This is a genomic window from Halomonas sp. 707D4 (assembly GCF_024158685.1).
GTDB lineage: Bacteria > Pseudomonadota > Gammaproteobacteria > Pseudomonadales > Halomonadaceae > Vreelandella.
In genome coordinates this window covers 1-11890 of the sequence record NZ_JAMZBD010000042.1, presented here as the reverse complement: position 1 = coordinate 11890, position 11890 = coordinate 1, and the positions used below count along the sequence as shown (strand labels likewise).

Below are 11890 nucleotides of genomic sequence, written 5' to 3'. Positions count from 1 at the left end.
GTCGAAGCCCGCCACGAGGCCGAGCAGGCGGGCTTCGACAAGGGACGCGAAGAGGGCCACGCCCAGGGGTTCGAGCAAGGCCTGAAGGAGGGTCGCGACGAAGCATTGCGCACCCTGGACGACCAGGTGCGCCAGGCCGTCGCTCCCCTCGAGGCGCTGGCCCGTCAGTTCGCCGAGGCGCTCGAGCGCGCCGACGACACCATCGCCAACGACCTGGTGGAGCTCGCCATGATGGTCGGGCGCCAGCTGGCGCTGGAGACTCTGGCCGAGCGCCCGGAGCGCATCCTCGAGCTGGTGCGCGAGCTGCTGCATACCGAGCCGCCGCTGGTGGGCCAGCAGCGGCTCTGGCTCAACCCCGAGGATCACGCCCTGGTGCAGGAGCACCTGGGCGCGGAGCTTGGCGCGGCCAACTGGGCACTGCAGCCCGACGACCAGCTCGCCCGCGGCGGCTGCCGCGTGACCAGCGCCCAGGGCGAACTCGATGCCACCTTCGAGAGCCGCTGGCAGGCGGTGGCCGCCCAGATGCGCCGCCGTCACAAGCCGACCGACACCGGCCAGGACGAGGCATGACCACCGCCGCCGCCCACACCCAGCGCTGGCGCAAGGCGCTCACGCGCACCACCCGCCGGGTGGGACAGCTGCCCAACTATCGACGCAGCGGGCGCGTGGTACGTGCCACCGGCATGGTGATCGAGGTCGTGGGCCTGCAGGTCGCCGTGGGCAGCGCCTGTCGCATCGAGCTGCCCGGCGCCGATGGTCGCCTCGGTGAAAGCGCGCACCACGCCGAGGCGGAAGTGGTCGGCTTCTCCGGCGACAAGCTGTTTCTGATGCCGCTCGAGGAGATCTCCGGCCTGATGCCCGGCGCCCGCGTCTCGCCGCTGGTGGATGGCGTAGGCCATAGCGCGCGGCGCTTTCCCGTCGGCGAGGAACTCCTGGGTCGGGTACTCGACGGCAACGGCAACCCGCTGGACGATCGCGAAGGGATCGATGAAGTGCCGCGCGCCACGCTGCACACCGCGCCGCTCAACCCGCTGTCCCGCGCGCCGATCGATACCCCGATCGATGTCGGTATCCGGGCGATCAACGCGCTGTTGAGCGTCGGCAAGGGCCAGCGCATGGGGCTGTTCGCAGGCTCCGGCGTGGGCAAGTCGGTGCTTCTGGGCATGATGGCGCGCTATACCCAGGCGGACGTCATCGTGGTCGGCCTGATCGGCGAGCGCGGCCGCGAGGTGCAGGACTTCATCGACAACATCCTCGGCCCGGAGGGGCGGCGGCGCTCGGTGGTGGTCGCGGCGCCAGCGGACACCTCGCCGCTGCAGCGCCTGCAGGGTGCGGCCTACGCCACGCGTCTGGCCGAAGGTTTTCGCGACAGCGGGCGCAACGTGCTGTTGATCATGGATTCGCTGACACGTTACGCCATGGCCCAGCGCGAGATCGCACTCGCCATCGGCGAGCCGCCGGCGACCAAGGGTTATCCGCCGTCGGTGTTCGCCAAGCTGCCGGGGCTGGTCGAGCGGGCCGGCAATGCCGAGCGCGGCGGCGGCTCGATCACGGCGTTCTACACCGTGCTCACCGAGGGCGACGACCAGCAGGACCCGATCGCCGACTCCGCCCGGGCGATCCTGGATGGCCATATCGTGCTCTCGCGCAGTCTCGCGGAGGCGGGTCACTACCCGGCCATCGACATCGAGGCTTCGATCAGCCGGGCGATGAACGCGGTGGCGACCGACGAGCAGATCAATCGGGCGCGCACCTTCAAGCAGCTCTTTTCGCGCTATCAGCGCAACCGCGACCTGATCAGCGTGGGCGCCTACAGTCCGGGCCATGATCCGAGGCTCGACGAGGCGGTGAATCTCTTTCCGGAGCTCGAGCGATTCCTGCAGCAGCGCATCGACGAGCGCGCGACGCTCGAGGCGTCACGACAGGCACTAGCGAACGTGGTGGGAGGCTAAATGCGTCATTCACAGCTCGACATACTGACCGACCTTGCCCGCGATGCCCGCGATCAGGCCGGCAAGCTGCTGGCCGAGGAGCGTCAAAGCCAGCAGCAGACCCAGACCCAGCTCGACTCGCTCAGCCGCTACCGCGCCGAGTACGCCGAGCGGCTGCAGAAGGCGATGCGCGAAGGGATCGACCCGGCGACCATGTTCAACTACCAGCAGTTTCTGGCCTCGCTCGACGCCGCGCTCAGCCGCGCGCGCCAGGCGCTGACCGCCCAGCAAAAGCGCGTGCAGCAGAGCCAGCAGCACTGGCAACAGGAGCAGCGCAAGCTCTCCTCGTTCGACACCCTCGCCTCGCGCCGGCTGCTCGAGGAGCATCGCCGCCAGGAGCGTGCCGACCAGAAAGCCAACGACGAGTTCGTGACCGGCCAGAGCGCTCGCCGCTCGCCGGACCGATCGCAGTAACAGGAGGCCATCGCCATGAACCTATCGCTTCTGCTGTCCGCCACGTCGAGCCTGTCCGGCGCGCGCGCCGCGCTGCCCGGCCAAGGTGCCGCCCCGAGCGCACCGGAAGGCTTTCAGTCCACGCTGCGCCAGGCCTTCGACCTTCTTGGTGACACGCCGCCCAGTGAGCTGGCACTCGATGGCCCGAGCGAGACGCTCGATGCCTTGTCAGTACCGACCGAGGCAGCGCTCGAAGCGTTTCGCGACGCCCTGGCGGCGCTGGAGGTCGATGTCGAGACTCTCGACGACGCCTCGCTCGGGGCGCTTTACCTCGCCACCGAAGAAGCGTTGAGCGCTGCTGCCGAGGACAAGCCGATGGCCGAGGCCTTCGGTGATCTGCTGGCAGCATTCGGTGGACTGGCGCGAAGCGACCAGCCGCTCGCTTCGCGCGAGATCTTCTCCACGCTGCCGAGCACTCTGACCCAAGGCGCTACCGCCACCGATGCCGAAGCGCTCGACTCACGCAGTTCATCGACGCCCCTCGACGAAGTCACTTCGCGCCTGGCGCTGATGGCCGCCTTCAACGCTCCCGTGAGTGATGTCGCGTCCGGCGAGGCAGAGACGGCACCGGCACTGAAGGAGGCCACGACCAAGATACTCGCCGCCCTGACTGCGCTGCGCGGTGAGCCGGCACGAGAAATGCAGGCCCCGGGCCTGCCATCGAGCGGTGAGCCACGCACGCTCCAGCCTGCTCCCGCCGTCCTCAACCAGCCACCGCTGACGCTCTCTGGTCTCGCCCAAACCGCGCTCCTTGCTACCGGCGGGGAGTCGATGCCGGTCGCGCCGATGCCCGGCGCCGGCGAGATGGTGCCTCTTGCCCAGGGCATGGGTCAGGCGCTGCCGAGCGGCGCCGAGGCGCCGATGCCGAACAGCGCGCAGGCTACGCCTGCGGCGGCGGCACCCGCAACCATCATCACCACCCCGGTCACCCACCCGGGCTTTGCCGAGAAGCTCGGCCAGCAGATGATTCATCTCACCCAGCGCGGCGGCGAGCAGCACGTCAAGCTCGAGCTGCACCCGGCGGAGCTCGGTCCGCTGTCGATCTCCCTAAAGATGGGCGAGCACGGCACCCAGGCCCAGTTCTTCTCGGCGCATGCCCAGGTGCGCCAGGTCATCGAGCAGGCCATTCCCCAGCTGCGCGAGGCGCTCGCCGAGCAGGGCATCGCGCTGGGCGACACCTCGGTCGGCCAGCAAAACGCCTCCGACCGGGAAGCGTTTGCCCAGTCGGGCGGCTCGGCTCAAGGCGGGGCCAGCTCGGCCGATGATGAGGTAGAAGGACTCGTCCCGACCCCGGCAAGCATCGTGCTTGACGGGCGGGTCGACCTCTACGCCTGAAGCCCGTCACGGGCTTCTTCACACTCGCCGCCCGCCGCGGCTAAACCGAAAGATAGGCACTCCCAAGGAGCCTGTTCATTTCTTAAGCGGCTGGCGCATTAGGCATAATGCATGGCATTCGTCATGCGCAAGGATCATGGGATTAGTCAATGGCAGAAGCAAGCGGTGGATCCAGGAAACTGCTCTGGATAATGATCGTGCTGGTCGTGCTCTCGTCGCTGGGCGCGGCCGCGGCGATCTACATGGTGCTGGGCCATGGCGGCGAGGGCGAGGCCGGTCAGACCCAGGTGGCCGCCAAACCGGAGCCGCCCGTGTTCACGCGCATCGAGCCCTTCACGGTCAACCTGTCGGATGACCGTTACGGTTCGCGCCTGCTCTACACCGGCATCACGCTGCGGGTCGGCGACGAGCAGAGCAAGAAGATCATCGAGGAGCACATGCCCCAGGTGCGCAGCCGCCTGCTGATCCTTCTATCCGGCAAGCAGGCGAGCGAGCTCACTTCCGTCGAAGGCAAGGAGGCGCTCGCCCAGGCGATCATCGGCCGGCTGAACGTGCCGCTCGTCGAGAACCAGCCGCCCCTCGATCTTCAGGAAGTGCTGTTCACCGATTTCATCGTGCAATAACCTCGGGCGCGGGAGCCGTTCATGTCACAGGACGATCTACTGTCCCAGGAAGAAATCGACGCCCTGTTGAAAGGGGTGAGCGGAGACGACGAGCCCGCCGGTGGGTCGTCGTCTGCCGCGAAGGACGAGCAGCGCATTCGTCCCTACGATCCGGCCACCCAGCATCGGGTGATCCGCGAGCGTCTGCATGCGCTGGATTTCATCAACGAGCGCTTCGCGCGCTATTTTCGCAACGGCCTGTTCAACCTGATTCGGCGCAGCGCCGACATCACGGTGGAGTCGGTGCGCTACCAGAGCTTCAGCGAGTTCTCGCGCAACACGCCGGTGCCCACCAACCTGAACATCGTGTCGATGAAGCCGCTGCGCGGCTCGACTCTGGTGGTGTTCCCGCCGAACCTGGTGTTCATGGTGGTGGACAACCTGTTCGGCGGCGACGGTCGCTTCGTCACCAAGTCCGACGGGCGCGAATTCACCAATACCGAGCAGCGCATCATCCAGCGCCTGCTCAATCTGGCGATCGATGCCTACCAGGAGGCCTGGAAGGTGGTCTTCCCGCTGGAGGTGAGCTACCTGCGCTCCGAGGTGCAGTCGAAGTTCGCCAACATCACGAGTTCTCCCAACGAGATCGTGGTGAACACCAAGTTCAACATCGAGGTGGGCAATCTTTCCAGCAGCTTCCAGATCTGCATGCCCTACGCCATGATCGAGCCGCTGCGCGACCTGCTGGCCAACCCGATCAACGACAGCAACCACGATCACGACGGCACCTGGTCGCGACGCATGGCCGGCGAGATCCGCCAGTCCGAGGTGGAGCTGATCGCCGAGTTCGCCCGGATCCCCAGCCGCATCGCCCAGGTGATGGGCCTCAAGAAGGGGGATGTCCTGCCCATGGAGATCCCCGGCACCGTGACGGCCAGCGTCGACGGCGTGCCCGTCATGGAGTGCGAGTACGGCAGCCAGCGCCAGAACCGCGCGCTGCGCGTGCTGCGCCTGATCGATCACGGCGCCATGAACAACGCGTCCTCGAAGGACTTCATCAAGGGGTCGACGCGACGCCAAGCCAAGGAACCAACCCATGACTGATCCCAACAAACCCGATCAGCCCATTTCCGACGACGATTGGGCCAGCGCCATGTCGGAACAGGCCCCCGAGGGCGATGCCGCCGAAGAGGACCCCTGGGCGGCGGCGATGGCCGAACAGGAAGCCGCCGAGCAAGCGGAGAATGTCCCGGCAGCGGAACCCGAACCGCCCGTCGCCAAGGCGGCGAGCGACGAGCTGTTTCGCCCGCTCAGCGGCGAAAACGGCGCCACGGCGGCGCGTGATCTCGAAATGATCATGGATATCCCGGTCAAGCTCACCGTCGAGCTCGGGCGTACCAAGCTGACCATCAAGCAGCTGCTGGAGCTGGCCCAGGGCTCGGTGATCGAGCTCGAGGGTCTGGCCGGCGAGCCGATGGATATCCTGATCAACGGCTATCTGATCGCCCAGGGCGAGGTGGTCGTGGTGGAGGACAAGTACGGCATCCGCATCACCGAGATCATCACTCCCTCCGAGCGCATCCACAAGCTCAACCGATGAGTGTCGCCACCACGTCGACCGAGTCGATCGATGCGCTGGGGGGCGATGCCCTGATGGGCATAGCCGCCCTCGGCAAGACCGCGGCGGCGCTGGCTCTGGTCATCGCCATCATCCTGCTGTGCACGGCGGCCCTGAAGCGGGTCCAGCAGCAGCGCTTCGAAAGCGGCGCGCGGCTCAAGGTCGTGGGCTCCACGGCAGTGGGGAGCCGCGAGCGCGTGGTCGTCGTCGAGATCGAGGATACCTGGCTGGTGGTCGGCGTGAGCGGCGGGCGCATCACCAAGCTGTACGAACGCCCGGCCCCGGTCGATCGCCCGGTCGCCTCGCGCGAGGCGAGCGCCGGTTTTTCCCAGCGCCTGGCGAAGGCGCTGGGAAAGCGCCCCTCGCAGCCCGGCCCGTCTTCCACGTCATGAGAAACGCCATGCTCTTCCCCCGACCCCATCGCGGGTGGCTCGCCCTCGCCCTGCTGACGCTCGCTTGCCTGGCGCTGCCCGCCCAGGCCCAGACGCTGCCCGGCTTCGTCTCGCAGCCGCTGGAGGATGGCGGCCAGCAGTGGTCGCTGTCGCTGCAGACGCTGCTGCTCTTGAGCTCGCTGGCCTTCCTGCCGGCGATGCTTTTGATGATGACCAGCTTCACGCGCATCATCATCGTGCTGAGCCTTCTGCGGACCGCCATGGGCACCCAGGCCACGCCGCCCAACCAGGTACTGCTGGGCATCGCGCTGTTTCTGACGTTCTTCATCATGTCGCCGGTGCTCTCCCAGGTGTACGACACCGCCTGGCAGCCGCTCTCCACCGAGGCGATCAATTTCGAGGAGTTCCTGGTACGCGCCCAGATTCCCTTTCGCGAGTTCATGCTGGCACAGACCCGCGAGCCGGATCTCGCGCTGTTCGTGCGCCTGGCCGACGTCGGGCCGATGCAGGGGCCGGAAGAGCTGCCCATGCGTGTGCTGCTGCCGGCGTTCGTGACCAGCGAGCTGAAGACCGCCTTCCAGATCGGCTTCACCATCTTCATTCCGTTTCTGATCATCGACCTTGTCGTGGCCAGCACCCTGATGGCGCTGGGCATGATGATGGTACCGCCGGTGACCATCTCGCTGCCCTTCAAGCTGATGCTGTTCGTGCTGGTGGACGGCTGGCAGCTGATCATCGGCTCGCTCGCCGAAAGCTTCTACATGCTCTAGTGCCACGCTAACGGTATCCGACGAGGAGCCCCCATGACCCCCGAAACCGTAATGAGCATCGCCTACCAGGGCATGCGCCTGACCCTGTTCATGGGCGCGCCGGTGCTGCTGGCGGCCCTGTTCACCGGCCTGATCATCAGCCTGTTCCAGGCCGCCACCCAGATCAACGAGATGACGCTGACCTTCATCCCGAAGATCCTGGCGGTCTTTGCGGTCCTGGTACTGGCCGGCCCCTGGCTGATCGGCTTGATCACCGACTTCACCTATCGCCTGTTCGTCAACATCCCCAGCATGGTGATGTAGCGTGGTCGAGGTCACCTTCGCCCAGCTCCAGGCTTGGCTCGTGGCCTTTCTGTGGCCCTTCGTGCGCATCACCGCCTTCATGGCGGTCGCGCCGCTCTGGGGCCACTCGAGCATCCCCAATCAGGCCAAGGTCGGGCTGGCCGCGCTGGTGGCCGTGGCGATCGCCCCTTTGCTGCCCGCCATGCCCGGCGTGCCGCTCCTCTCCTGGGCGAGTCTCGGCATCATGATCGAGCAGCTGCTGATCGGCCTTGCGATCGGGCTGGTGATGCACATCGTCTTCGCCGCGGTGCAGGCGGCCGGGGAGTTCATCGGGCTGCAGATGGGCCTGGCCTTCGCGAGCTTCTTCGACCCCTCCAGCGGCACCAACATCATGGTGCTGTCGCGCATTCTCTACATGATCACGCTGCTGATGTTCCTGGCGCTCAACGGCCACCTGATGGTGCTGGAGACGCTGATCATGAGCTTCCAGACGCTGCCGGTGGGCTTTGGTGGCCTGAATCCCGATGCCTTCGAGCTGCTCGCCCGCTACGCCGGCACCATCTTCGCCTCGGGCATGCTGCTGGCGCTGCCACTGGTAGCCTCGCTTCTGATCATCAGCCTGTCGCTGGGGATTCTCAACCGCTCGGCGCCGCAGCTCACCGTGTTCAATATCGGCTTCCCCACCTCGCTCACGGTGGGGCTGGTGCTGTTGATGGTGCTGATGTCCGACATCGGGCGCTTTCTGCAGCCGCTGTTCAGCCAGGGGCTGGCATTCATGCAGAGTCTGATCGAGGTCATGGCGACCCCCTGACGAAAACGCCGCTTCCCCAAGGGGAAGCGGCGTCGGGCCTCGGCGAGTGCCGAGGTGGACTACCTGGGCGCACTACATGTAGTTGAACAGCGACATGCTCTTCATTTCGACGAAGGTGCGCTGGGAGGCCTGCAGGCCGACCTGGCGCAGGCTGTACTCCGAGATCGCCTCGGCGTAGTCCAGATCGACCAGGTCCGACAGCGTCTGGGCATAGTTCATCATGCGATTGCTGCCCACCGCATCGATGACGTCCAGCTCGTTGAGCCGGGCGCCAGCGGAGGCGCGCACGGTGAGCACGTTGTCCAGGGCGTTGTCCAGCTCGCGCATCGACGTGTTCAGCGTATTGCGCAGCGCCGCCTTTTCCGCATCGGTCTCGGCGGGATTTTCCAGCACACCGATCACGGCTTCCAATGTCTTGAAAAGATCCGCCGGCTGCTCGGCGCTTCCGGCGCGGGCCACGCTGATCTCATCTCCCACTTCGGGGGTGCCGGTCAGGGTCAGGCTCACGCCGCCAAAGGCGATCTGCTGGCCGTCTCCCGTATATGCGCCGTTGGTGAGTTCTCCTTCGGGCCCTTCCACGCGATAGACGAACCCTTCGCCTGCGGTGTTCTCCTCGAACCGAACGGTGAAGCTCGCGCCGAAGTTCGCATCGGAAGAGTCCTTGACCGACAGGCCGGCGAACGTGACGTTTCCGGTATTGTCCGGGTTCGCCTTGGCGATATAGCTTGCATTGCTCGCCACGCTCTGGAAGATCGATCGGCCGTTCTCTGCGACCGGCATGCGCCGCGAGGCGTCGACCTGCTGCTCCCGCGCCGAGGCGTCGCCCCGATATTCGACCTTGCCGCTGTCATTCTTGAAAAACGGCGGGGCATCATCCTTGTACCCACCGAACAGGTACCGGCCGTTGCCGTCGGTGGCATTGGCCTGGCCGATCAGCGTCTCATAGACGCCCTTGAGTTCGCTGGAGATCGACTGGCGGTCGGCGTCGCTCAAGGTATCGCTCGAGGCCTGGATCAGCAGCGTCTTGGCGCGGGTCACCGCGTCGCTGACGCTGTTGAGCACGCTCTCGGTCTGGGCGAGGGAGTTGCGCGCGGAGACCCGCGAGTTCGTGTACTGCTCGTTGATCGCCATCGACTGGTCGACCCCCACCGCGCGCGCGGCGGCCTGCGGGTCGTCGGACGGGTTGACGACCCTGCGCCCGCTGGCGATCTGCTGGCTGACGCGCAGGAAATCGCTCTGCTGGCGATTCATCGAGGCGGTGCTCTTCTCGAACATGGTGACGCTGCTAATACGCATACTCGACGCTCCTCACTCAGCTGCGCAGGTTCAAGATGGTGTCCATGATCGTTCCCGCGGTATCGATCACGCGGGCGTTGGCCATGTAGAACTGCTGGTAGCGGATCAGGTTGGCCGCTTCCTCGTCCAGGTTCACGCCGGACTCCGACTGCTGGACGGCGCGCAGCTGGTCGGTGAGCCCCTGGCGCGCATCGAGGTTGACCTGGGTGATGTTGGCGCGGTTGCCCACGTCGCTGACGATGGAGGCGTAGGCCGAGCTCACCGAGGAGACCCCGCCGACCACGCGCTTGCCCTGCAGCTCCTGCAGGGCAAGCGCATTGCGGTTGTCGCCATTGGCGGAAATGATGTTCTGGCTGACCGTCAGCGTGGCGGTTTCGTCCTCGCCCGGCAGCGCATCGAGGGTGAAGCTCACGCCGTCGATGGTGACCTCATCGCCGGCTTCGAGCACGGCACCGTCGGCGGTCGGGTCGAAGGCATTGCCGTTGACCCGGACGCTGGCCTGCGGGCTGACGCTCAGCTTGCCGTCGTCGCTCACCTGCAGCTCGTAGCGCTTGTTGGCGGAGAACGCCGTCGGCGAAGAGGTCAGGCCACTGACGTCGAGGTTGCCGCTACGGGTGAGGGAGTTGAGCGGGCTGCCCCCGGTCCCGTCGAAGCCAGCGTCCGCCGCCGCGATCTTGTCGACATCGGTGATCGCCACCTGCATGCCGTTGGCGGCGCGGCGCACGGGCTGGACTTCGAAGCGATCACCATCCACCGGCGTGCCGTCGAAGGTCAACTTCATGCCACCGAAGGTGAGCTCCTGGGTCTGGGCATTCCAGTCGGCATCGGTGACCACGGCACGGCTATCGCCTCGCGTCACGACCGGCACGCTGCCGTCGAAGCGGACCGTATAGTCGCTGGCACGCAGCTGGTCGATGGTATCGGGATCGAACTGCGCCGACACACTCGCATCGCCGCTGTTGCCTTTGGAGCCATAGATCTCGGGGTCGCGCACCATGAAGAAGTCGCCCCCCACCTGGCCGTTGAGATCGACCCCCTGCTTGTGCTGCTCGTTGAAGGCCACGGAGAGCGATACCGCGAGCTGGCCGATCTGGTTCTGGGTCTTGTCCAGGGTTTCCGAGCGGAAGCTCATCAGCCCGCCCAGCGCCCCACCCTTGATGGTCGACTCCTGCAGGGCATTGACGTTGCCTCGCCCATCGCTGTAGCCGACGACCAGTCGCTGCGGATCGGTATCGGACCTCAGCGTATCGAGCCTGAAGGCATCGGCTCCCACGACCAGCGGTTGCCCATCCGGCAAGCTGATGTTGTAGGACTTGCCATCCTGGATGTTGAGTCGTACATCCATCCGCTCATTGAGCTCGGACACCAATTGGTCGCGCTGATTGAGAAGACTGTTGGGCGCTTCGCCGCTGCGCGCACGGGCCAGCGAAATCTCCTTGTTGAAATCGGCGATCTGCTTGAGCGTATTGTTGATCTGGGTGACTTCGTCCTTGATCTGGCCATTGATATTGTCCTGCATGTCCTGCAGGTAGCCGTCGAAGGCGCGAAACTGCGCACTCAAGGTATTCGCCGTACCCAGCACACCTTGCCGGGACGCCGGATCGGACGGGGCGCTGGCCAGGTCCTCGAGAGAGGAGAAGAACCCCTGCATAAGCGGTGACAGGCCGGCGGCACGGTCGGCCAGCAGGTTGTCGATCTGCGAGACCTGGTTGTTGTAGGTCTGCAGGGCGCTTGACTGGGTCTTGGCGTTGTTCAGCTGGCTGGCGACATAGGTATTGAACTGGCGCTCGATAGCATTGACCTGCACCCCCTTGCCCATCTTGGTTTCGCCCAGCAGGGTGATTTCGCGGTTGTAGCCCGGCGTAAACACGTTGCTGACGTTGTTGCTGGTGGCCGTGAGAGCACTCTGCGCCGCATTGAGGCCGCTCAAACCGATCGAAAACATGCTCATAGTCAATTCCTCAAGCCGATGCTTGGTCTATCGGCGGTCGGCGGTGAAACTTGAATGGCTCAACGCGCATCGGCCAGAAAATCCTGCGCGGCAGGCAGCGGCCCCAGGGTGTTCATCACCGCCACGAGCTTCTCGGCATAGCGCGGGTCGGTGGCGTAGCCGCCGCGCTGGAGCGCGTGGGCCGCCTGGATGGCGTTGGGCGCCTCGACCACGCCCTTGTAGCGCGGGTTGTTGCCGATCAGGTTGGCGTAGTCGGTGAAGGCGTGCTCGAAGGAGTCGTATACCCGGAACGTGTCCACCATCTGCGTGCGCCGCCCGTTGACGTATTCGTGGGTGACGATGTCGGTGGTCGCGCCCTTCCAGTGGCTGCCCGCCTTGATGCCGAACAG

Annotated in this window: 14 protein-coding genes; 11 read left to right on the top strand and 3 right to left on the bottom strand. The window is 65.8% G+C overall.

Annotation, left to right across the window (positions count from 1 at the left end; translation table 11 throughout):
* From BIS11_RS03360 to fliR, 11 genes are all read left to right on the top strand, one after another.
* Positions 1-570, top strand: a 570-nt coding sequence (locus BIS11_RS03360; RefSeq protein ID WP_253585732.1) for a flagellar assembly protein FliH, incomplete at its 5' end; no start/stop codon positions are given.
* Entirely contained in the window at positions 567-1952 is a 1386-nt protein-coding gene (gene fliI / locus BIS11_RS03355; protein WP_253585731.1) for a flagellar protein export ATPase FliI, read from the top strand. The genes BIS11_RS03360 and fliI, both read left to right, overlap by 4 nt.
* Positions 1953-2405: a flagellar export protein FliJ gene (gene fliJ / locus BIS11_RS03350; RefSeq protein WP_253424372.1), complete on the top strand. Its 453-nt coding sequence runs from the start codon at positions 1953-1955 to the stop codon at positions 2403-2405. It begins immediately after the preceding gene.
* A gap of 15 nt (positions 2406-2420) precedes the next feature.
* Positions 2421-3779, top strand: coding sequence for a flagellar hook-length control protein FliK (locus tag BIS11_RS03345; protein WP_253424376.1), 1359 nt, complete (start codon positions 2421-2423; stop codon positions 3777-3779).
* A gap of 149 nt (positions 3780-3928) precedes the next feature.
* Positions 3929-4402: a flagellar basal body-associated protein FliL gene (fliL, locus tag BIS11_RS03340; RefSeq protein WP_253424379.1), complete on the top strand. Its 474-nt coding sequence runs from the start codon at positions 3929-3931 to the stop codon at positions 4400-4402.
* 21 nt (positions 4403-4423) lie between these two features.
* Complete coding sequence (gene fliM, locus BIS11_RS03335; RefSeq protein ID WP_253424380.1) at positions 4424-5485, top strand: flagellar motor switch protein FliM; 1062 nt, start codon at positions 4424-4426, stop codon at positions 5483-5485.
* Positions 5478-5981: a flagellar motor switch protein FliN gene (gene fliN / locus BIS11_RS03330; RefSeq protein ID WP_253424383.1), complete on the top strand. Its 504-nt coding sequence runs from the start codon at positions 5478-5480 to the stop codon at positions 5979-5981. Before fliM ends, fliN begins: the two co-directional genes overlap by 8 nt.
* Positions 5978-6391 carry a flagellar biosynthetic protein FliO gene (gene fliO / locus BIS11_RS03325; protein WP_253424386.1) on the top strand — a complete coding sequence of 138 codons (414 nt, stop codon included), beginning with the start codon at positions 5978-5980 and terminating at the stop codon, positions 6389-6391. The genes fliN and fliO overlap by 4 nt, the downstream gene beginning before the upstream one ends.
* 8 nt (positions 6392-6399) lie before the next feature.
* Positions 6400-7161 (top strand): flagellar type III secretion system pore protein FliP, encoded by a 762-nt coding sequence (fliP, locus tag BIS11_RS03320; protein WP_253424389.1) that lies wholly within the window; start codon positions 6400-6402, stop codon positions 7159-7161.
* Positions 7162-7194: 33 nt separating this feature from the next.
* The gene (gene fliQ, locus BIS11_RS03315) at positions 7195-7464 is read left to right on the top strand and encodes a flagellar biosynthesis protein FliQ (RefSeq protein ID WP_227389167.1); all 270 of its coding nucleotides are present in this window, start codon (positions 7195-7197) and stop codon (positions 7462-7464) included.
* Between the two features lies 1 nt (position 7465).
* Entirely contained in the window at positions 7466-8254 is a 789-nt protein-coding gene (fliR, locus tag BIS11_RS03310; RefSeq protein WP_253424391.1) for a flagellar biosynthetic protein FliR, read from the top strand.
* Positions 8255-8326: 72 nt separating this feature from the next.
* On the opposite strand, the gene flgL is transcribed toward fliR, so the two are convergent.
* The 3 genes from flgL to BIS11_RS03295 all read right to left on the bottom strand — a co-directional run.
* Positions 8327-9550, bottom strand: coding sequence for a flagellar hook-associated protein FlgL (flgL, locus tag BIS11_RS03305; protein WP_253424394.1), 1224 nt, complete (start codon positions 9548-9550; stop codon positions 8327-8329).
* A 16-nt stretch (positions 9551-9566) separates the two neighbouring features.
* The gene (gene flgK / locus BIS11_RS03300; RefSeq protein ID WP_253424397.1) at positions 9567-11501 is read right to left on the bottom strand and encodes a flagellar hook-associated protein FlgK; all 1935 of its coding nucleotides are present in this window, start codon (positions 11499-11501) and stop codon (positions 9567-9569) included.
* A gap of 59 nt (positions 11502-11560) precedes the next feature.
* On the bottom strand, positions 11561-11890 hold a 330-nt coding region (locus BIS11_RS03295), incomplete at its 5' end, for a glucosaminidase domain-containing protein (protein ID WP_253585730.1).